Origin of the sequence: Kribbella sp. NBC_00709, assembly GCF_036226565.1 — a bacterium.
Classification (GTDB): domain Bacteria; phylum Actinomycetota; class Actinomycetes; order Propionibacteriales; family Kribbellaceae; genus Kribbella.
The window spans coordinates 2332719-2351836 of sequence record NZ_CP108996.1; the positions used below are offsets into that span (position 1 = coordinate 2332719).

The following is a 19118-nucleotide window of genomic DNA, read 5'->3' on the forward strand; positions in this document are numbered from 1 at the left end:
CCCTAGGCTCGAGCGAGGGAGGTGGCGGATGGACCTCAACGCGGACATGGGTGAGGGTTTCGGTTCCTGGTCGATGGGTGACGACTCGGCCCTGCTCGACGTCGTGACCAGCGCGAACGTGGCCTGCGGGTTCCACGCCGGCGATCCGTCGATCATGCGGCGGGTGACCGCCGGGGCGGTCGAGCGTGGCGTCGCGATCGGGGCCCACGTCGGGTACGCCGACAAGCCCGGCTTCGGGCGGCGGTTCCTCGACATCGAGCCGGCCGCCCTGCGGGACGAGGTGGTGTACCAGATCGGTGCACTGGATGCGTTCGCCCGGATCGCGGGCGATCGGGTGCGGTACGTGAAGCCGCACGGCGCGCTGTACAACACGATCGGCCACCACGTCGAGCAGGCAACTGCAGTGGTCGCGGCGGTGGCGGAGTACGACAAAAGGCTTCCCGTGCTGGGTCTTCCGGGCTCGGTGTGGCTGCAGCTCGCGTCCGAGGCCGGTCTGACCGCAGTTCACGAGGCCTTTGCGGACCGCGCGTACACCCCTGCCGGCACCTTGGTGTCGCGGCGCGAGGCTGGGTCCGTTCTGCACGATGCGGACGAGATCGCGGCCCGCTGTACTGCGATGGCGACCGGCCAACCGATCCAAGACGTTTCCGGTGGGTCGTTGGTGGTCGATCCGGCGTCGATCTGCGTTCACGGTGACACCCCGGGCGCGGTCGACATCGCTCGGCGAGTGCGTGGCGCGTTGGAGGGAGCGGGCGTGACCTTGCGCCCGTTCACCGGCTGATGCGCATCCTGCCGGCGGGTGACCGAGCGCTGCTGGTCGAGCTCGACGATCTCGACCAGGTGCTCGGGTACTACGCGGCGCTGACCGCGGATGCACCGGCAGATGTCGTCGACATTGTCCCGGCCGCCCGCACGGTGCTGGTCACCACGACCGGCGACCTCGCCACCTTGTCGCGAACCCTGCACGAGCTGACTCCCGCCCGGGACAGCCGGACAGCCGGCGATCTCATCGACATCCCGGTCATCTACGACGGGGCCGACCTGGGCGACGTCGCCGACCTCCTCGGCTGTACTCCGGACGACGTGATCGGCCGCCACACCGCCGACGAGTGGACCGTCGCCTTCTGCGGTTTCGCCCCGGGATTCGGCTACCTGACCTCCACCGGCGACTGGGACATCCCCCGCCGGTCATCGCCCCGGACGAAGGTCCCCACCGGCGCGGTCGCGTTGGCCGGCGAATTCAGCGGCGTCTACCCGCGCGAGTCCCCCGGTGGATGGCAGTTGATCGGCCGTACCACGGCGAAGATCTTCGACCAGGAGCGTGATCCGGCCGCACTGTTCCAGCCGGGCCGTCGGGTCCGGTTCGTCGACGCGGGTCGTGGATGAGCAGCCTGACCATTCTCGAACCGGGGCCGTTGGCAACCATCCAGGACCGCGGACGAGCCGGCCAGGCGGCACTCGGCGTACCGGCGTCGGGTGCTTGCGACCGGGCCGCCTACGAACTGGCCAACCGCCTGGTTGGCAATCGCCCCGGCGCGGCGGCACTCGAGGTGACCTTCGGCGGACTGGGGATGCATGCCGACGTCGACCTCGTCGTCGCCATCACCGGTGCCCCGTGCACCGGCGTGCCTTTGAACGCCCCCGCCACGCTGCGGGCCGGCCAGCTCCTGCGCCTCGGCACGCCGCCCACGGGTCTGCGGACGTACGTCGCCGTCCGCGGCGGAATCGACGTTCCGCCGGTCCTCGGCTCGCGGTCCACCGACCTGCTGTCCGGCCTCGGCCCGGCGCCGTTGACCGCCGATCAGACGCTCCCGGTCGGACGATCCTTCGAACCGATGCCCGGCGTCGACCTGGCGCCCGTCGCACACCCGGCCGGCGGCGAGGTCGTACTGCGGGTGACACCCGGGCCCCGCCGGGACTGGTTCACCGACGACGGATGGTCCTCGTTGGTCTCGCAGACGTACCACGTGAGCAGCAACAGCAACCGCGTCGGCGTACGCCTCGACGGCTCAGCCCTGGAACGCGCGCGGGCTGGAGAACTGGCCAGCGAGGGCATGGCCCGCGGCGCCATCCAAATCCCACCGTCCGGCACCCCGGTCATCTTCCTGGCCGACCACCCCGTCACCGGCGGCTACCCGGTCATCGCGTACGTCGCCGCCGCCGACCTGGACACAACCGCCCAACTCCGCCCCGGCCAGCCGGTCCACTTGATCAGCTCGTAGCGCGCTCGACGGCATCCGGCGTGGCCCTGGCAGCTTGGAAGCGGCGGCGGTACTCGGTGGGGGTTGTGCCAAGGTGACGTGCGAACGCGCGACGGAGGGTCTCGTCGCTGCCGAGGCCGCTGAGACGCGCGGCCGTGGTGATGCTGTGCCCGTCGAGCAGCAGTTGCTGCGCTCGATCCAGCCGAACGCGTTCGACCCAGCGGCCGGGCGTGGTGTGGAACTCGCTCTGGAACAACCGCGTCAGGTGCCGCGGGCTGACCGCCGCTGCTGCGGCCAAGCCCGGCAGGCTGTGATCGCCGGCCGGATCCGCGACCACCGCCTCCGCCACCACGCGCATCGGCTCGCTCCGCGCCGGCGGTGTCGCCATCGCCGTCGAGAACTGCGACTGCCCGCCCGGTCGCTGCAGGAAGACCACGAGCTCTCGAGCGACCGCCCGGGCCGTCTCGGGACCGTGATCCGCTTCGACGAGTGCGAGGGCGAGGTCGATGCCGGCGCTGATGCCGGCCGACGTCAGGTAGCGCCCATCGGTGACGTGCAACGCGTCGGGCTCGACCTCCACCTTCGGGTACCTCCGCGCCATCGCGGCCGCATGCCGCCAGTGGGTGGTTGCCCTGCGCCCGTCCAGCATCCCGAGCGCCGCGAGCACGAACGCGCCGCTGCAGACCGATGCCACCCGGCCGGCGTCCTTCGCGAGCGCACCCGCCACCCGCAGCACGTCCTCCGGTACCTCGTCGACCAGATGATCTGCCCCTGCCACGACCACCGTGTCGACCGCCCCGGCATCCGCAGCCGTGAGCACCCCGGCGAGCACGACGCCCGACGCGGTCATCACCTGACCACCGGACGCCGACACCAGGACCGTCTCGTACCGGCTGCCACCGCCGTGCGCCCGATTTGCCTGATGGAGGACCTCGAGCGGGCCGGTGACGTCGAGCAGGGTCACCCCGTCGTACACCACGAACCCGACGCGGCGTGTCCGAATGTGTGGTTCAGGCGGCGATTTGGACATGGCGCCAGCGTACGCCTCGCCGCGAACCTGGAGCCATGACCGAAACCATCGCCGGGGTTCGCATCCCCGACAGCAAGCTCGCCCGGGAAGCAACCGAACTGGTCCGCGCGGCCGCCTCACCGCTGCTCTTCGACCACTCCCGCCGCGTCTACCTGTTCGGCTCCCTCCGCGGCCAGGAGCAGGGCCTCGCGTTCGACCCGGAGCTGCTGTACGTCGGGGCGATGTTCCACGACCTCGGCCTGACCGAGCGCTACCGCCGTACCGACCAGCGCTTCGAACTCGACGGCGCCGACGAGGCCCGGCGTTTCCTCCAGCAGCACGGCATCACCGGCGACTCCGCCGACCGGGTCTGGACCGCGATCGCCTTGCACACCACGCCCGAGATCCCGCTTCACATGTCCGCCGAGGTCGCGCTCGTCACCCGCGGCGTCGAACTCGACGTCCTCGGCCTCGGGTACGACGCCATCACCGAGGCCCAGCGCAGTGCTGTGACCGACGCCCATCCGCGGCCCGACTTCAAGAACCGCATCCTCGAAGCCTTCACCGAGGGCATCGAACAGCGCCCGTCGACGACCTTCGGCAACGTGAAGTCCGACGTCCTCGAACACTTCGTCCCCGGCTTCCACCACACCGACTTCGTCGACGTCATCAAGAACTCGCCCTGGCCCGAGTAATCCCGGTCGTCCGGCGGACGCGTGCGTGAGGCTTGCTTGTCCGGGGACCGTGGACGAGTGAGGATGTGCGGTATGACGGAGAGTTCCGCGGTTCCAGGTATCGACAGCACTGTCCACCCGAGCGGCACCGGATGCGTCGAGTGCCTGGCAGTCGACGGCTGGTGGTTCCACCTCCGCCGCTGCGCGCAGTGCGGTCACATCGGTTGCTGCGACTCCTCACCCGCCCAGCACGCCTCCGCCCACGCGAGCGAGACCGGGCACCAGATCGTCCGCAGCTTCGAGCCGGGCGAGGACTGGTTCTGGCACTACGGCGAGTCCGAGTACTACAACGGTCCCGACCTCGCCCCGCCGACCTCCCGCCCCGAAACCCAGCCGGTCCCCGGCGGCAACGTCCCGTCGGACTGGCAGTCCAAGCTCCACCGCTGAGCTACCTCGTCCGGGCCCGGCTGAGCTTCTTCGTCCGGTCCCGGCTGGCTTCTTCGTCCGGTCCCGCTAGAGGACGAAGCCGGTCGGGAACGGGTCGTCGGGGTCGAGCAGGTAGTTGGCCGTGCCGGTGATCCAGGCTCGACCGGTGACCGTGGGGATGACGGCCGGGTACTGGCCGACGGTGGTCTCCTCGATCAGCCGGCCGGTGAAGCGGGTGCCGATGAAGGACTCGTTCACGAAGTCGGTGTCAAGGGCGAGCTCGCCGCGGGCGTGCAGCTGGGCCATCCGCGCCGACGTACCCGTGCCACACGGCGAGCGGTCGAACCAGCCCGGGTGGATCGCCATCGCGTTGCGGGAGTCCGCACCATCCTCCCCGGGAGCGGTGAACTGGACGTGCTTGCAGCCGTTGATGCCCGGGTCGAGCGGATGCACCGGCCGGTCCGTGGCGTTGATCGCGTCCATGATGTCCAGCCCCGCCTGCAGGATGCGGTCCTTCTCGGCCCGGTCGAACGGGATCCCCAGCTGCTCCAGCGGCAGGATCGCGTAGAAGTTCCCGCCGTACGCGAGGTCGTAGGTGACCTTCCCCAGCCCGGGCACGTCGACCGAAGCGTCCAACGCGTGCGAGTACGACGGGACGTTCCGCAACGTCACGTGCTCCGCCCGGCCGTTGCTCACGGCAACGTCCACGACGACGAGACCGGCCGGGGTGTCCAGGCGCACCTCGGTCACCGGCTCGATCACCTCGACCATGCCGGACTCGACCAGCACGGTCGCGACCCCGATCGTGCCGTGACCGCACATCGGCAGCAGGCCGGAGACCTCGATGTACAGCACGCCCCAGTCCGCGTCGGAGCGGGTCGGCGGCTGCAGGATCGCGCCGCTCATCGCCGCGTGACCACGCGGCTCGTTCATCAGGAACAACCGCAGGTCGTCCAGGTGCTCGATGAAGTACTCGCGTTTCTCGGCCATCGTCGCACCCGGGACGACGCCGACCCCGCCGGTGACGACGCGGGTCGGCATCCCCTCGGTGTGCGAGTCGATCGCGGTGATCGTCCGGACCGACCTCATACCAGGGACTCCACTGCTTTCTTCATGTCCTGCTCCAGATGCGCGACGTGCTCGGGGATGAGCGGCCCGCGCGGCGGCCGGCACGGTCCACCGAATCGCCCGACGTAGTCCATGCCGTACTTGATCGCCTGGACGAACTCGGTCCGCGAGTCCCACCGGAACGCTGCGACGAGCGGCTCGTACAGCGCGCGGGCCTCTTCCAGCTTGCCTTCCAGGGCGAGGTCGTACAAACGGACCGATTCCTTCGGGAACACGTTCGGGAAGCCGGCGAACCAGCCGGTCGCACCCATCAGCAGCGCCTCGAGGGTCAGGTCGTCGGCACCCGCGATCACGGCCAGATCCGGCGCCAGCTCGCGGATCTCCAGGATCCGGCGGACGTCGCCGGAGAACTCCTTCACCGCGACGACATTCTCGATGCCGGCGATCTCCGCGAGCAGGTCCGGGGTCAGGTCGACCTTGGTGTCGAGCGGGTTGTTGTAGACCATCACCGGCAGACCGGCCTTCGCGACCTCGGTGAAGTGGTTGATCACCTCGCCACGATTCGCCCGGTACATCGTCGGCGGCAGGCACAGCACGCCGTCCGCACCGTCCTCGGCGGCCTTCTCCGCCCACGCGCGTGCCTGGTGCGAGCCGACACCGTGCACACCGACGACCACGACGCCGTCATCACCGACGGCTTCGATCGCGGTCTTCGCCACGGCGCGGCGCTCGTCGTCGGTCAGCGACGAGTACTCACCGAGGGAGCCGTTCGGCCCGACGCCGCGGCAGCCGTTGTCGACCAGCCAGCGGCAGTGCTCGGCGTACTTGTCCAGGTCCGGCCGCAACCCCGCCGGCGCCGACGCGTCCTCGGCGTACGGCAGCGCGGTCGCAACGATCACGCCGTCCAACTTCTCGCTCATGACTTCTCCTCAGCTTGGGCCAGATCCCGCAGCCGCACCGGTACGGCGATCGGTCGTTTCATGCTTGGTTTCGGTACGTCGCCCGGCGCGGCCAGCAAGGCGGCGACGGTGCGCGAACACACCCGCCCCTGACACATCCCGAGCCCCGCGCGACTGCTGAGCTTCATTGCCCGACCGTCGTCGAGACCGCGCTCTTCGGCGACGGCTTCGAGCTCTCCCCGCGTGACTTCCTCACATCGGCAGACGAGCGTGTCCGCGTCACTCCAGCTCTTCCACCCGTCCCGCACGGGATAGGCCTTGGCCAGCGCGGCCGCAAATCTCCGCCCCCGAACAACAGCAGCCTGAGCCGAAGAAGAAGCAATTGCTGAGACGCGCGCGCGGGCGGTCGGTGCACCAGCGGCGAGGGCATGTTGAGCGGCGGCCGCTCCTGCCAGAACGCCTTCGGCTCCGGACAGGGCGGCTCCGCCGATGCCGGTGAGCTCGCCGGCCGCGTAGATGCCGGGTGTGCTCGTTTGCTGGTTGGCTTCGACAGCTACCGCGGGGCCGCCGTCGGGGCCGGTGGTGATGTTGCAGCGGGCGGAGACGGCGAGCTCCAGGTTGGCGGTGAAGCCGAAGCCCACGCAGACGGCATCGACGTCCACGCGGCGTTCACTGCCAGGGACCGGCCGCCAGGCGGAGTCGAGGCGCGCGATGGTGACGGCCTCCACATGACTCGCCCCATGCGCCGCGATCACCGTCCAGCCATGGCGGAGCGGGACGCGGTGGCGGGCGAGCAACGCGCCGTACCCGACGGCCTCGCGAAGCTTGCTGGGGGCAACCAACGGGTCGGTGGACCAGCCCTTGCGGACCGTTGTCAGCGTGTTGGCCTCGAGCAGCGCGACGACGTCGGCGCCGACACCGATGAGGGACTCGGCAACTGGAAGCAGGAACGGACCGGTGCCCGCGACCAGGACACGTCGCCCGATCGCGATGCGTTGCCCCTTGGCCAGCGCCTGGGCCGCACCGGCAGTGTAGACACCGGGCAGATCCCAACCAGGGAAGGGAAGCACGCGATCGTACGCGCCGGTCGCGAGCACCACGGCCTTGCCGTCGATCGGGAACGGTTGCCGACCGGCCGCATCCGCCGGACCCTGCTGCGCCCAGAGCCGTGGACGATTGGCCCCGGCCCCGGCGTCGATGCCGGTGGCACGATCCTCGATCGCCCAGATCGAGGTCTCCGGCAGGTAGGTGATCCGCGGGTGATCGACGAGTCGATCTCGCTCGGCCGCGAAGGTCTTCCACTCGTGCTGAAGCCGATCCGGCCGGCGCGCGGCGAACTCCGCGGGAAGCTGCCGGTTGTACTGCCCGCCGATCGCGCGTCCGTTGTCGACCAGCAGCACGTCGGCGCCGGCATCCGCGGCGGCGAGCGCGGCCGAGATCCCCGCCGGCCCGCCCCCAACCACCACAACCTCACTCACCCGAGCTGCACGCGGCATATCCGCCTCGTCGGCGGCGGGCAGGACCGCACCGTGTTGCGTGCTGATCTTGTCGCCGGAGGTGATTGTCCGTTGGCAGGCTCGCACGTCGGGCAGGCCGTTGACCGTCACCAAGCAGTCCTGACAGGCACCGATCCCACAGAAGACCCCGCGCGGGCGGTCCTGCAGGCGCGTCGTCCGCCAGGTGTCGCGACCGTTGGCAAGGAGCACGGCGGCCACCGTCTGACCGGCATGAGCCGCGACCGGATGCCCGTCGACCGTTACGTCCACAGCCGGTGGCGCACCGACCTCGGCCGGATCACCGGAGCGGGGACGAAGATAGGCGCTCATGAAGAGATCACCGCCGGGCGGCCGACGCGGAACGGTGCGGGGTCGAGGTGTGGTGCGAGGCCAAGGAACAGCTCCGTGATCAGCCGGCCCGTCGACGGCGCCAGCCCGATGCCGGCGCCCTCGTGACCGGTCGTGTGCCACAGACCGAGCACCCGTGGATCCGCACCGATGATCGGCAGGTGATCCGGAGCGTACGGACGGAATCCGCCGTACGCGCGCATCACCGGCACGTCGCCGAGGAACGGGAACAGGCCGACCGCCTTCCGTGCGAGCTCCCGCAACACCCGCACCCGGACCGCGTCGTCGAACCCGATCCGCTCCCGGCTCGAGCCGATCAGCACCGTCCCGGACCGGGTCGACTCGACCACCGTGGACGTCTGCAATTCAGCATCCCCACTACTGACGGCGCCGACATAATCCGCGTCGTACACCTTGTGGCGCACGCACTCCGGCAGCGGCGCGGTCACGAGGATCATCCCCCGTCGCGGCAGCACCTCGATCGGCGCACCCGCCGCCACACCGAAGGCACCAGCCCACGGACCGCACGCGTTGAGCACCGCACCACACGCGATGTCGCCGTCCGACGTGTCGACGCCCACAACGCGCCCACGGGACTGCCGCACCCCGAGCGCGGTCACACCCGATCGCACCTCACCACCACGCTCGCGGACGGCTGCCAGTAGAGCTGTCGCCGCCAGCACCGGCTGCACCTGCGCATCGTCCGGGTAGTGCACCCCGATCGTCACCCTGGGCGTGATCAGCGGCTCGAGGTCGAACACCTCGGCAGGCGTGATCACCGAGGCCGCAACCCCGGCCTCCTGCTGCTTCGCTGCAAAGGCGGTCAGCGGCTCCGGGTGGCCGGTCGCCACAACGACGCCGCCCTTGGCTTCCCACTCGATGTCGGCCACCCGCTCGGGCAGGCGGCCGCGCACCACGTCCCACTCCGCCCGGGAGGCAACCGCAAGGTCGAGCTCCGGCCCCGGCTCCTTGTCCGAGACCAGCACATTGCCCTCACCGGACGCCGTCGTCCCCGCGGCAGGCCCGTCCCGATCGATGACGAGCACCCGCACGCCGGCCGCCGACAAGGCCTCGGCGCAGGCCGCCCCGACCATGCCCGCGCCGACCACCACCACGTCGGGTGTCGCGGACAGGTGCATGGCGGCTCTCCTCGAAGACGTTCGCTAAAATGAACGATATCGAGAGTACGCGCGGTTCCGACGACCGGTCAATGCACTCAACCGGACCTCTCCCGGACTTCTGCCGGAACTATCCCGGCAAATGCGGCCCGCCGGCCGCCGTCGGGTACACATCCGGCGGATATTCGAGCAGCAGCACCGACCGGACCGGACCGTCGACAGCCTCGTAACCGTGCGACCCGGCCGCCCGGAACGCGAGGTAGTCCCCGGGCCCCAGCTCCTCGGTCTGCCCATGTGTACTGACACGCAGGCGACCAGCCAGGACGATGTGATGCTCGGTGCCCGGATGTCCGTCGGAGTGCTGGACGGCGTCCGGCCGGATCTCCTGGTTGTAGATCTCGAACAGCCCGCCCGGGTGCTCGAGCCGCCGGAGCATCCGCAGATCGATCGCCTCACCGGACAGTACGTCGACGTCCGCGGACCGCACGAGCACCAGGTCCGAGGCGGGCGACTCGGCCAGCAGGGCCGATACCGGCACGCCGAGAGCGTTCGACAAACTGAACACTGTCTCGATCGTCGGGTTGCCCGCACCGGACTCGAGCTGCGACAGCGTGCCCTTCGCGATCCCGGACCGCCGGGCCAGTTCGGACAGCGAGATGCCCTGCTCGTCCCGCCGCGCCCGCAGGTTCGTTCCGAGCAACTTTCCCGCACCCATCGCCGTCACAGCCCGGAGCATGCCACATCGAGGCGGTAACTTCGGATCCGTTGCCGCATCAGACCTCTTCCTGTGCACTCACGGCACCGACCTGCGCGGCGAGTGATCAGGGGATGATGCCGCGCTGTCGCAGGTCGGTGAAGATGTCGTAGAACATCTGCTCGGTCTCGACGTACTCGTGGAATCCGGCCCGCCGTGCCTTCGACGAGTCGGCGAAGAAGTCGTAGTCCCAGCCGAAGACGAAGTCCGCGAACGGCCACGACGACACCTCCGCGAAGGATGTCGTGGCCAGTCCGTGAGTGGCCTGCATCTGCTTCCACAGCGGCTCTTTGTCCGCCATCACGTCCTGCAGTGACATCTGCAGCGGCGGAGCGGCCTCCAGCCCGAACCACGCCGCCAGCCGGGGCCACAGCTCGCTCCACCGGAACAGGTCGCCGTTCGTGATGTTGAACGCCTGATTCGCCGCGGCGGGCGAGGTCGCTGCCCAGACCGTTGCCTTCGCCAACAATCCGGCGTCGGTCACCTCGAGCAGCGCGTCGTACGCGCCAGGCTTTCCCGGGAAACGCAGGGGTACGCCGAGCTCCTTGGAAATCGACGCGTACACAGCGATTGCGACCGCGAGGTTCATCGGGTTGCCCAACGCAGCGCCACCGACCACGGACGGCCGTAGCGCCGACCAGGTCCACGCCTTGCCCTGCTGCCGATCCTCCAGGAACCGCTGCTGGTCGACGTTGAACTCCGGCGGCAGATGCGGCGGATCGTCCTCCCGGGCCGGCGTCTTGAACGGCCCGAGGTGCGCGCCGTACACCTTGTAGCCCTGCATCAGGCTCACATGCCGCAACCCGCGCGCGACCGGCTCGATCGCGTCCACGACGTTCACCAGCATCGCGAGATTCGGCGCCACCAACTCGGCCCAGGTCGGCCGGTCCTGGTACGCCACGTAGAAGATGTGCGTGACGTCCGTCAGGTCTGAGAGCCGGGTCCGCGTGTCGTCCGGATCGAGCAGATCGACCGCAACATGCCGCACTCTTCCTGGTACGTCGACACCGCCGCGACGGGACAGGCCGATCACCCGCCAGTCCGGCAGCGAGGCCAGATGCTCCACCAGATTCGTCCCGATCACACCTCGGGCACCGACCACCAACGCGACGTTCTCCATACCGAACAGCCTCGCTGACCTGCGCGGATAAATCCAAGGCATAGTTTTCACCGAAGCCATAAACTCAGTTCATGGCAACGCTCAGGCAGCTCGAGTACCTCGTCACTGTCGTCGACGAAGGCTCCTTCACCAAGGCCGCCGACCTCCTGCACGTCACCCAGCCGGCGCTCTCGCATCAGATCCGCACGTTGGAACGCTCAGCCGGCGGCCCGCTGCTCGAGCGCCTCCCTCGCACGGTCCGGCTCACCCCGACCGGCCGCGCGATGCTCCCCCACGCGCGCGCCGCCCTCGCCGACGCCGAACGCGCCCGCTGTGCCGCACGCCAGGCGGCAGGGCTCGAGGTCGGCGAGCTGCAGATCGCCACGCTCTACTCGATCACGCTCGGCGTGCTCCCCCAGGCGCTGCGCCGCTGGCGGCAGACGCATCCCGACGTCGGCATCCGGCTCTTCGAGCACCGCCACACCGACGAGCTCGTCGAGGCGATGAACGCCGGCGAGGCCGACCTCGCGGTCGGACCGGAGCCGAGCAACTGGTCCGGTGTCGCCCGCACCCTCGGCACCGAGGAGCTCGTCGTCGTGGTCGCCTCCGACGATCCCGCCGCAACCGGCGACACCGTGAAGCTGCAAGACCTCGCCGATCGCTCCTGGGTTCACTACGCGCCCGGCCACGGACTCGCCGACGTCCTGGACCGCGCGTGCGCGCAGGCAGGCTTCGAGCCGCGGATCGCCGTCCGAACCGAGCAGACCGCTGCCGCGCCGGCTCTTGCCGCAGCCGGTCTCGGGCCGGCCCTGGTCCCCGACAACATCCTGGACAACGTCCTGCCGAGAGGCGGACATATCCTCCGCCCGGATCCGCCGGTCCAGCGCACGCTCACGGCGTACACCCGCGGCGAGCCCGACCCGCTGGCAGCAGCATTCATCGACCTGCTCGTTTGGGGTGATCGCGCCGCGGGCACGCGGGGGTGATGGCGGACAAAGAGTCGGACGCGACGGTCCTGCTGGCCGGTACGGCGAACCTTGCGATCGCGATCGCCAAGATCGTCGCCGGCCTGCTGTCCGGATCCACCGCACTGCTCGCCGAGGCAGCGCATTCCGTCGCAGACACGCTCAACCAGGTGTTCCTGCTCGCCGCGCTGCACCGCAGCCGCAAGCCGGCCGACTCCCGCCACCCGTTCGGCTACGGGATGGAGCGGTACTTCTGGGCCCTGCTCGCCGCCGTCAGCATCCTCGTTCTCGGCGCCGGATTCTCGATCACCGAAGGCTTGCGCTCGATCTTCGCGGCCGAGCCGATCGCCGCGCTGGCCGTGATCTATCCGGTGCTTGCCGTCTCGTTCCTGTTCGAAGGGAGCTCCTGGCTCCGCGCGGTGCTCCAGCTCCGGCGGGAGGCCCGCGAAGCCGGCGTACCGGTCCTCACGCATCTTCGCAGCGCCGAACCGGCGGTGAAGACCGTCGCCTTCGAGGACTCGGCGGCATTGATCGGACTGCTCATCGCCGCCGCCGGCGTGACGCTGGCGGTCGTCACCGGCGAGCACATCTGGGACGGCGCCGCGTCGATCGCGATCGGACTGCTCCTGATCGTCGTCGCGTTCGCCCTCGGTCGCGACAACAAGACCATGCTCATCGGCCGGGCCCTACCGACCGACACCCAGCGCGAACTGCGGGAGCTGATCGCGAGCACAGCGGGCATCGACGCAGTACTCGAGCTGCTCACCTTGCAGCTGGCGCCGGACCAGGTCCTGGTCGTCGCAACGGTCGACCTGGACGACTCCGAGACCACGGGCGCTGCAGTAGAACAGCTCGCCGAGAAGGTCGACGTACAGGTGCGGGAGGCGTTCCCGATTGTGCGGCACCTCTACCTCGATCCAACTCCCGCGGACGGGCGCGTCAACGCTGGTCGTGACCCCAGTTCGCCACGATGACGGCGATCGGCGGGAGTACTGCGGCGACAGCGCTCATCCCGATCGCGACCGGGATCGAGAACAGCCGGACGACGAACCACGCCAGCCCGATGAGCGTCAGGCAGCTGCCCATCAGCCAGTAGTAGGCCTTCCGGTTGTCCCAGCGGCGAGCCATCTCACACCGCCAGCGACAGCTTCCCGAGAGCGTCGACCAGCGGCGAGAGCTCGGGCAGCTCAGAGGCATTCTTCAGTGCGGACGTCAGTACGGCGTCGTGGGTCGGCTGAGCCTGCTCCAGCAGCTCACGGCCGGCCTCGGTGACCTCGGTGTAGATGCCACGCCGGTCGGTCGGACACAGGTACCGCTCCAGCAACTTGCGGTCCTCCAGCCGGTTCACCAGCCGGGTAGTAGCGGACTGGCTGAGCACCACAGCGTTGGACAGCTGGTTCATCCGCAGGTGGTAGTCGTCCTGGCGCGCCAGGGCGTCCAGCACGCTGTACTCACTCACGGACAGCCCGTGCTGCTTCTGCAGCGCGCGCTCCAGCTCATCCTCGATCCGGGCATGCAACGCGGCCAGAGTGCGCCACCCCTGCGCCCGCGCCTCCGCGGCGTCATCCGGTAGTCCCACGACACCTCCACTTGAACTTCACGCTTGCATGCGCAATCATAGCGCTTGTGCAATAGTCCGCGTGTGCAACTATCGCGCACGCCGGTAATAGTTCTGAGACTACATTCGAGGAGAGTTCGCGTCATGCCCGCAGCCTTGCTGGCCCTCGCTATCGGCGCCTTCGGGATCGGTACGACGGAGTTCGTGATCATGGGCCTGCTGCCCGAGGTCGCGACCGACTTCGGCGTCAGCATCCCGTCGGCCGGCCTGCTCATCTCGGGCTACGCCCTGGGCGTGGTGGTCGGTGCCCCGCTGCTGACCGCGCTCGGCTCCAAGGTGTCCCGCAAGACCGTGCTGATCGCGCTGATGGGCGTCTTCATCGCGGGCAACCTGGTGTCCGCGCTCGCTCCGTCGTACGGCGTTCTGATGACTGGCCGGATCATCGCGGCGCTGTCCCACGGAGCGTTCTTCGGGGTCGGATCGGTCGTCGCCGCGTCGCTCGTACCGAAGGCGAAGCAGGCGAGTGCGATCGCGCTGATGTTCACCGGCCTCACAGTGGCCAACGTGCTCGGCGTACCGGGCGGGACCGCACTCGGACAGCAGTTCGGTTGGCGTTCGACGTTCTGGGCCGTGACTGGGCTCGGCGTGATCGGTCTGCTCGGCATCGTGTTCCTGGTGCCGCGGCTGGGCACGGCGGAGGGACCGGGGCTGCGGACCGAGTTGGCTGTGTTCAAGAACGTGCAGGTGTGGCTGGCGCTCGCTATGACCGCACTGGGGTTCGCCGGGGTGTTCGCGTCGTTCACCTACATCGCACCGATGATGACGGAGGTCGCCGGCTTCTCCGCTGGCGCAGTGACCTGGCTGCTGGTGCTGTTCGGCGGCGGGCTCGTCGTCGGCAACCTGCTGGGCGGCAAGGCAGCAGACCGGTCCCTGATGCCGAGTTTGTACCTCATCCTGGCACTACTAGCCGCCGTGCTGGTCGTCTTCGTGTTCACTGCCCACGCCAAGCTCCCGTCCGCCATGACGATCGCCCTCTTCGGCGCCGCGGGCTTCGCAACTGTGGCTCCCCTGCAGAAGCGCGTGATGGACAAGGCGAAGGGCGCTCCGGCGCTGGCGTCCGCGGCCAACATCGCGGCGTTCAACCTGGGCAACGCAGCCGGCGCGTACCTCGGCGGACTGACCATCCAGCACGGCCTCGGCTACACCGCCCCCAACTGGGTCGGCGCGGCCCTCGCGATCTCCGGTCTGGCCGTCGCACTCATCTCCGGCCTGCTGGACCGCCGCCACACCACCGTCCTGATCCCCGAGGGAAGCTACGTCAGGTAGTGCCTCGCCATCGCATGGAACGACTTCTTCGGGAGCCAGCGGTACGGCGATGCCGGATCGGTGTCGTCGTACCGCAGGACCTTGCAGACGCTGAAGGCCGCGATGTCCTCGTCATGAGGGCGGTCGTGCGGGCGGTGCGGGGCGTCGGGTGAGATGAACGTGTACGGCGACGCGCCGAGCCCTCGTCGGTGAAGACGTCCAGCATGTCGGCCAGGTGGTCGGCCTGCTCCTGCTCGTTGCGGACGTACTGCGGCGGGATGACCGGGACGTCGCCGCTGTAGTCGACGATGTCCCACCCCATCCCGCCCAGCTCGGCCGCACCCGTGAACGTGCAGCAACCGAACTCCAGGATCAGGATCGGCTTGCCCCACCGTCGGAACGGCGCCAACTCCCTCGTGTGGTCAGCGCGACGAGCGTGGTACGAGTAGTAGTCCAGCCCGACGATGTCGAAGATCGACCAGTCCACCTGCTCCAGATCCGACGCGGCGCCGTACGTGATCCGGCCATGGAAGTTGCTGCGGGCAACCTTCACCGTCTTCGCCGTGAACGCGCGGAACTTCCGCTGCAGCTCGGCCATGTCGAACTCGCCCTTGGTCAGGTACTCGACCCGCTCGTAGAACGTCGCCCCCGGCACGATCCCCGGCGTGAACAGCATGAACTCGCACCCCACGACCAGGATCACCTCGCGGTCGAACCGTCGTCGCAGCCGCTCGGCCTCGATCGCGACCGTGCGCAGCTTCGCCAGCGCCGCCGTCTGCGGCTCGTCGAACGACCGCGGCTGGATCGACACGGTCAGCCCCTCCTCGAGCGCGGCGGTCGCGGTGTCGATCAGGCGGCGTACGTCGCTGCCGTAGATGCTGACCCAGTTCGCGTGCAGGCGGTGCCGGATGGCATGGATCTCGCCGCGCATCGTGCTGTTGCGCCAGCGCGCCCGGCTGTCCTCGTCCGCGGGACCGCCGCCGGTGTCGTACGCGATGCCCTTCAAAGCGAGCCGCCGTGGACTCGCGGACGCCGTACTGCCGGCGCTTGCGGTCGTGATGCCCGCGGTCGTGATCAGGCCGAGGGCGGCGGCGCGGCGGAGGAACTGGGCCCGGTTGATTGCGCTCATGACCTCGAGTGTTCGCGGGTCCGGCGCGCAGGTCGTCGTACGGAGGTCGCCGGTTGCTCGACTTTGGATGGTGAAACAGTGTCTTCGGATCTGACACACTGTTTCAGTGCGAGAAGCGGATCGACGGACGGTGCTGGGATCGGTGTGGTTGCGGGACGAGCCGGAGCCGACGCGGGCACGGCTGAGCCGGGCGGACATCGTCACGACCGCGATCCAGGTCCTGGACCGGGAGGGTCTGGACAAGTTCTCGATGCGGAGGATGGCGGCCGAGCTGGACGCTGCCGCGACCTCGGCGCTGTACTGGCGGATCGCGACCAAGGACGATCTGCTCGAGCTCGTGGTCGACGAGATCTTCGCTCTCTCGCCGGCGCTCGAGGGTGGTGATTGGCGGGAGCAGGTCACGGTCGTCGTCGAGGCGGCGTACCACGCGCTGTGGGAGCACCCCTGGGCCGCGCGCCTGCTCGCGTCACATGCCGGGCTCGGGCCGAACTACTACGCACTCACCGACCGGGTGCAGACCATCCTGGACGCGGCCGGCTTCAAGGGGACGCACCTGGACTCGGCAGTGTCCGCGATCTTCCACTACCTGGTCGGCTCCGCGGTCACCGACTCGGCCTGGCTGTCCGTCGTACGCCGCAGCGGGATGAACGACTCGCGCTGGGCCACCGAGTCGGCCGACCGGATGGGCGTCGACGCCACCCACCTGGCCGCGTACCTCAACCCCAAGAGCCAAGCCGGTCCCGAGGCGCGCTTCGCCTCCGGCCTCCGAGTCATCCTGGTCGGCCTCCGTCCCCGCCAACTCTCCTAGAGATCGGCGAAGACCGAGGCCGGGTTCTCGAAGGCGTCGGCGACGAAGCGGAGGAAGGCGGCTGCGGTGCCGCCGTCGCAGACGCGGTGGTCGAAGACGAGGGACAGTTGGGTGAGCTTGCGGATGGCGAGTTCACCATCCACCACCCACGGGCGGTCGATGATCCGGCCGACGCCGAGGATCGCGACCTGGGGGTGGTTGATGATCGCTGCGCTGCCGTCGACACCGAAGCTGCCGTAGTTGTTCAGCGTGAACGTCCCGGACGTCAGCTCCTGCTGAGTCAGCCGGCCGTCTCGGGCCGACTCGGTCAGCCGGCGGATCTCGGCGTCCAGTCCGCGCGTCGTCAGGGCGTGCGCGTTCGCGACCGCCGGTACGACGAGACCGCGGTCGGTCTGCGCCGCGAGACCGAGGTTCACGCCGTCGTACTGGACGAGTTCCTCGCGCGCGGTGTCGACGTACCCGTTGAGTTCTGGGTACTTGAGCAGGCCCGCGACCACGAAGCGCGCCATCAACGCGAGCAGCCCCGGTCCGGGATCCGTTGCCGAGCGCAACGATGCGCGGAGGTCCATGAGTGCGGTCGCGTCGACGTCGACCCAGGTGGTGGCCTCGGGGATCTCGGCGCGGCTCCGGGTCAGCGTCGCGACGACAGCCTTCCGGAAGCCGCTCATCGGCGTACGTCGCAACTCCGGGAGGCCCGTCCGCGGTGCAGGCTGCTGCGTCACGACCGGCTCCGGCTCGATCCGCGTACGGCGTGCGATCGCCAGCTCGACGTCCCGCCGGACGATCAGCCCGTCCGGACCCGAGCCGTCCAGCGCCCGCAGATCCACCTCGGCGTCCCGCGCCAACCGGCGTACCAGCGGCGAGATCACCAACGGCACCCGCTTTTGCGGAACCTTTTCGGCGCTGTCCGGCAACAATGTTCCGGAAACCGCCGAGCGCGGCTTGCGACGGCGGCCCGCGCCGGAGATCTCGGTGGTGCCGTAGCCGACCAGGACGTTCCCCGACCCGGCCCGCTCCTCCTCCCGGTATGCCTCCCCCGCCTGATCAGTGACCGTGATGAGCGGTTTGCCGACCGGAATCGTCGTACCGGGCTCGCCGTGGAGCTCCTCGATGACACCGGCGTACGGCGACGGCAGCTCGACGATCGACTTCGCGGTCTCGACCTCCGCGACCGGCGTGTCGACGGCGACCACGTCACCGACCTTCACCAGCCAGCGGACGACCTCCGCCTCGGTCAGCCCTTCACCGAGATCCGGGAGAAGGAACGTGTTCACGAGTCCTCCCACTGCAAATCATCCACCGCGTCAAGGATCCGGTCCACGCTCGGCAGCTGGTACTTCTCCAGCTTCGGTGGCGGGAACGGAATGTCGAACGCGGTCACTCGCCGCACCGGCGCCGCCAGCGAGTGGAAGCACTTCTCGGTGACGCGGGCAACGATCTCCGACGACACACTCGCGAACCCGGTCGCCTCGGCCACCACGACCGCCCGGCCGGTACGCCGTACCGCCGCGCAGACCGTCTCGTCGTCGAACGGAACCACCGAGCGCAGATCCACCACGGTCAGCTGCCGCCCCTCGGCCGCCGCAACCTCGGCCGCCTCGAGCGCGACGGGCAAAGCGGGGCCGTAGGCAATCAACGTCGCGTCGGCGCCTTCTCGCCGGACGACGGCGGTGCCGATGCCGGGCTGCTCCTCGGTGAGGTCGACCTCTTCCTTGGCCCAGTAGAGCTTCTTCGGCTCCATGAACACGACCGGATCGGGGAACTCGATTGCCTTACGCAACAACCCGTAGGCGTCCGCGACGGTCGCCGGCGTGACCACCGTCAGCCCGGGCGTGTGCGCGAAGTAGCTCTCGGACGAGTCGCTGTGGTGCTCGACGCCGCCGATGCCGCCGCCGTACGGGATCCGGATCACCATCGGCAACTGGACGCGCCCGCGGGTCCGGTTGCGCATCTTGGCGACGTGCGAGACGACCTGCTCGAACGCCGGGTACCCGAACGCGTCGAACTGCATCTCGACCACCGGGCGCATCCCGTTCATCGCCATGCCGACCGCCATACCGACGATGCCGGCCTCGGCCAACGGGGTGTCGAAGCAACGGTTCTCGCCGAACTCCGCGGTCAGCCCATCAGTGATCCGGAACACGCCGCCGAGCGCGCCGACGTCCTCGCCGAACATCACCACACTGTCGTCCGCGTGCATCGCGTCCCGCAGCGCCTGGTTGAGCGCCTGGGCCATCGAGATCTTCGTGTGCGTCATGGCC

Annotated in this window: 21 protein-coding genes; 9 read left to right on the forward strand and 12 right to left on the reverse strand. The window is 69.3% G+C overall.

The window, feature by feature from the left end:
* The first annotated feature begins 28 nt into the window (after positions 1 to 28).
* The 3 genes from OHA18_RS11415 to OHA18_RS11425 are packed head-to-tail and all read left to right on the forward strand — an operon-like array spanning position 29 to position 2222.
* On the forward strand, positions 29 to 781 hold the full coding sequence (locus OHA18_RS11415; protein WP_329003976.1) for a LamB/YcsF family protein: 753 nt from the start codon (positions 29 to 31) through the stop codon (positions 779 to 781).
* A complete protein-coding gene (locus tag OHA18_RS11420) occupies positions 781 to 1386 on the forward strand; it encodes a 5-oxoprolinase subunit B family protein (RefSeq protein ID WP_329003979.1) in 606 nt (201 codons plus the stop codon). Before OHA18_RS11415 ends, OHA18_RS11420 begins: the two co-directional genes overlap by 1 nt.
* Entirely contained in the window at positions 1383 to 2222 is an 840-nt protein-coding gene (locus tag OHA18_RS11425) for a biotin-dependent carboxyltransferase family protein (RefSeq protein WP_329003980.1), read from the forward strand. The genes OHA18_RS11420 and OHA18_RS11425 overlap by 4 nt, the downstream gene beginning before the upstream one ends.
* On the opposite strand, the gene OHA18_RS11430 is transcribed toward OHA18_RS11425, so the two are convergent.
* Positions 2212 to 3231, reverse strand: a complete 1020-nt coding sequence (locus tag OHA18_RS11430; protein WP_329003982.1) for a GlxA family transcriptional regulator — start codon at positions 3229 to 3231, stop codon at positions 2212 to 2214. The genes OHA18_RS11425 and OHA18_RS11430 overlap by 11 nt on opposite strands.
* A gap of 35 nt (positions 3232 to 3266) precedes the next feature.
* On the opposite strand from OHA18_RS11430, the gene OHA18_RS11435 reads away from it, so the two are divergent.
* Positions 3267 to 3905 (forward strand): HD domain-containing protein, encoded by a 639-nt coding sequence (locus tag OHA18_RS11435; RefSeq protein WP_329003983.1) that lies wholly within the window; start codon positions 3267 to 3269, stop codon positions 3903 to 3905.
* 72 nt (positions 3906 to 3977) lie between these two features.
* Positions 3978 to 4331 carry a UBP-type zinc finger domain-containing protein gene (locus OHA18_RS11440; RefSeq protein ID WP_329003984.1) on the forward strand — a complete coding sequence of 118 codons (354 nt, stop codon included), beginning with the start codon at positions 3978 to 3980 and terminating at the stop codon, positions 4329 to 4331.
* Between the two features lie 66 nt (positions 4332 to 4397).
* On the opposite strand, the gene OHA18_RS11445 is transcribed toward OHA18_RS11440, so the two are convergent.
* The 6 genes from OHA18_RS11445 to OHA18_RS11470 form a co-directional block, all read right to left on the reverse strand.
* Positions 4398 to 5399: a proline racemase family protein gene (locus tag OHA18_RS11445; protein ID WP_329003985.1), complete on the reverse strand. Its 1002-nt coding sequence runs from the start codon at positions 5397 to 5399 to the stop codon at positions 4398 to 4400.
* The gene (locus OHA18_RS11450) at positions 5396 to 6298 is read right to left on the reverse strand and encodes a dihydrodipicolinate synthase family protein (protein WP_329003986.1); all 903 of its coding nucleotides are present in this window, start codon (positions 6296 to 6298) and stop codon (positions 5396 to 5398) included. The genes OHA18_RS11445 and OHA18_RS11450 overlap by 4 nt, the downstream gene beginning before the upstream one ends.
* Positions 6295 to 8103: a 2Fe-2S iron-sulfur cluster-binding protein gene (locus OHA18_RS11455; RefSeq protein ID WP_329003987.1), complete on the reverse strand. Its 1809-nt coding sequence runs from the start codon at positions 8101 to 8103 to the stop codon at positions 6295 to 6297. The genes OHA18_RS11450 and OHA18_RS11455 overlap by 4 nt, the downstream gene beginning before the upstream one ends.
* A complete protein-coding gene (locus OHA18_RS11460) occupies positions 8100 to 9260 on the reverse strand; it encodes an NAD(P)/FAD-dependent oxidoreductase (RefSeq protein ID WP_329003989.1) in 1161 nt (386 codons plus the stop codon). Before OHA18_RS11460 ends, OHA18_RS11455 begins: the two co-directional genes overlap by 4 nt.
* A 109-nt stretch (positions 9261 to 9369) precedes the next feature.
* Positions 9370 to 9954, reverse strand: coding sequence for a helix-turn-helix domain-containing protein (locus OHA18_RS11465; protein ID WP_329006087.1), 585 nt, complete (start codon positions 9952 to 9954; stop codon positions 9370 to 9372).
* Positions 9955 to 10060: 106 nt separating this feature from the next.
* Positions 10061 to 11113 carry an SDR family oxidoreductase gene (locus OHA18_RS11470; RefSeq protein WP_329003990.1) on the reverse strand — a complete coding sequence of 351 codons (1053 nt, stop codon included), beginning with the start codon at positions 11111 to 11113 and terminating at the stop codon, positions 10061 to 10063.
* Between the two features lie 71 nt (positions 11114 to 11184).
* Between OHA18_RS11470 and OHA18_RS11475 the strand changes: the two genes are divergently transcribed.
* Both OHA18_RS11475 and OHA18_RS11480 read left to right on the forward strand, forming a co-directional pair.
* Complete coding sequence (locus tag OHA18_RS11475; RefSeq protein WP_329003991.1) at positions 11185 to 12078, forward strand: LysR family transcriptional regulator; 894 nt, start codon at positions 11185 to 11187, stop codon at positions 12076 to 12078.
* Positions 12078 to 13031, forward strand: a complete 954-nt coding sequence (locus OHA18_RS11480) for a cation diffusion facilitator family transporter (RefSeq protein ID WP_329003992.1) — start codon at positions 12078 to 12080, stop codon at positions 13029 to 13031. The genes OHA18_RS11475 and OHA18_RS11480 overlap by 1 nt, the downstream gene beginning before the upstream one ends.
* Here OHA18_RS11480 and OHA18_RS11485 read toward each other — a convergent pair.
* Both OHA18_RS11485 and OHA18_RS11490 read right to left on the reverse strand, forming a co-directional pair.
* The gene (locus OHA18_RS11485; RefSeq protein ID WP_329003994.1) at positions 12997 to 13185 is read right to left on the reverse strand and encodes a DUF3099 domain-containing protein; all 189 of its coding nucleotides are present in this window, start codon (positions 13183 to 13185) and stop codon (positions 12997 to 12999) included. The two genes, OHA18_RS11480 and OHA18_RS11485, sit on opposite strands and share 35 nt — an antisense overlap.
* Position 13186: 1 nt before the next feature.
* Complete coding sequence (locus tag OHA18_RS11490) at positions 13187 to 13636, reverse strand: MarR family winged helix-turn-helix transcriptional regulator (protein ID WP_329003995.1); 450 nt, start codon at positions 13634 to 13636, stop codon at positions 13187 to 13189.
* Positions 13637 to 13759: 123 nt separating this feature from the next.
* Here OHA18_RS11490 and OHA18_RS11495 point away from each other — a divergent pair, with 123 nt between their 5' ends.
* A complete protein-coding gene (locus OHA18_RS11495; protein ID WP_329003997.1) occupies positions 13760 to 14941 on the forward strand; it encodes an MFS transporter in 1182 nt (393 codons plus the stop codon).
* Here the strand turns inward: OHA18_RS11495 and OHA18_RS11500 are convergent.
* Positions 14934 to 16049, reverse strand: a complete 1116-nt coding sequence (locus OHA18_RS11500) for a hypothetical protein (protein WP_329004000.1) — start codon at positions 16047 to 16049, stop codon at positions 14934 to 14936. The two genes, OHA18_RS11495 and OHA18_RS11500, sit on opposite strands and share 8 nt — an antisense overlap.
* Positions 16050 to 16155: 106 nt before the next feature.
* Between OHA18_RS11500 and OHA18_RS11505 the strand changes: the two genes are divergently transcribed.
* Positions 16156 to 16857 carry a TetR/AcrR family transcriptional regulator gene (locus tag OHA18_RS11505; RefSeq protein WP_329004002.1) on the forward strand — a complete coding sequence of 234 codons (702 nt, stop codon included), beginning with the start codon at positions 16156 to 16158 and terminating at the stop codon, positions 16855 to 16857.
* Here OHA18_RS11505 and OHA18_RS11510 read toward each other — a convergent pair.
* Together OHA18_RS11510 and OHA18_RS11515 are read right to left on the reverse strand one after the other, a co-directional pair.
* Positions 16854 to 18131, reverse strand: coding sequence for a dihydrolipoamide acetyltransferase family protein (locus OHA18_RS11510; RefSeq protein ID WP_329004003.1), 1278 nt, complete (start codon positions 18129 to 18131; stop codon positions 16854 to 16856). The two genes, OHA18_RS11505 and OHA18_RS11510, sit on opposite strands and share 4 nt — an antisense overlap.
* Entirely contained in the window at positions 18128 to 19114 is a 987-nt protein-coding gene (locus tag OHA18_RS11515; protein WP_329004004.1) for an alpha-ketoacid dehydrogenase subunit beta, read from the reverse strand. The genes OHA18_RS11510 and OHA18_RS11515 overlap by 4 nt, the downstream gene beginning before the upstream one ends.
* Between the last annotated feature and the right edge of the window lie 4 nt (positions 19115 to 19118).

Bases quoted from the DNA above. Each gene is read 5' to 3' on its own strand.
- OHA18_RS11415 (WP_329003976.1), top strand. From the start codon at position 29: ATGGACCTCAACGCGGACATGGGTGAGGGTTTCGGTTCCTGGTCGATG.
- OHA18_RS11420 (WP_329003979.1), top strand. From the start codon at position 781: ATGCGCATCCTGCCGGCGGGTGACCGAGCGCTGCTGGTCGAGCTCGAC.
- OHA18_RS11425 (WP_329003980.1), top strand. From the start codon at position 1,383: ATGAGCAGCCTGACCATTCTCGAACCGGGGCCGTTGGCAACCATCCAG.
- OHA18_RS11430 (WP_329003982.1), bottom strand. From the start codon at position 3,231: ATGTCCAAATCGCCGCCTGAACCACACATTCGGACACGCCGCGTCGGG.
- OHA18_RS11435 (WP_329003983.1), top strand. From the start codon at position 3,267: ATGACCGAAACCATCGCCGGGGTTCGCATCCCCGACAGCAAGCTCGCC.
- OHA18_RS11440 (WP_329003984.1), top strand. From the start codon at position 3,978: ATGACGGAGAGTTCCGCGGTTCCAGGTATCGACAGCACTGTCCACCCG.
- OHA18_RS11445 (WP_329003985.1), bottom strand. From the start codon at position 5,399: ATGAGGTCGGTCCGGACGATCACCGCGATCGACTCGCACACCGAGGGG.
- OHA18_RS11450 (WP_329003986.1), bottom strand. From the start codon at position 6,298: ATGAGCGAGAAGTTGGACGGCGTGATCGTTGCGACCGCGCTGCCGTAC.
- OHA18_RS11455 (WP_329003987.1), bottom strand. From the start codon at position 8,103: ATGAGCGCCTATCTTCGTCCCCGCTCCGGTGATCCGGCCGAGGTCGGT.
- OHA18_RS11460 (WP_329003989.1), bottom strand. From the start codon at position 9,260: ATGCACCTGTCCGCGACACCCGACGTGGTGGTGGTCGGCGCGGGCATG.
- OHA18_RS11465 (WP_329006087.1), bottom strand. From the start codon at position 9,954: ATGGGTGCGGGAAAGTTGCTCGGAACGAACCTGCGGGCGCGGCGGGAC.
- OHA18_RS11470 (WP_329003990.1), bottom strand. From the start codon at position 11,113: ATGGAGAACGTCGCGTTGGTGGTCGGTGCCCGAGGTGTGATCGGGACG.
- OHA18_RS11475 (WP_329003991.1), top strand. From the start codon at position 11,185: ATGGCAACGCTCAGGCAGCTCGAGTACCTCGTCACTGTCGTCGACGAA.
- OHA18_RS11480 (WP_329003992.1), top strand. From the start codon at position 12,078: ATGGCGGACAAAGAGTCGGACGCGACGGTCCTGCTGGCCGGTACGGCG.
- OHA18_RS11485 (WP_329003994.1), bottom strand. From the start codon at position 13,185: ATGGCTCGCCGCTGGGACAACCGGAAGGCCTACTACTGGCTGATGGGC.
- OHA18_RS11495 (WP_329003997.1), top strand. From the start codon at position 13,760: ATGCCCGCAGCCTTGCTGGCCCTCGCTATCGGCGCCTTCGGGATCGGT.
- OHA18_RS11500 (WP_329004000.1), bottom strand. From the start codon at position 16,049: ATGAGCGCAATCAACCGGGCCCAGTTCCTCCGCCGCGCCGCCGCCCTC.
- OHA18_RS11515 (WP_329004004.1), bottom strand. From the start codon at position 19,114: ATGACGCACACGAAGATCTCGATGGCCCAGGCGCTCAACCAGGCGCTG.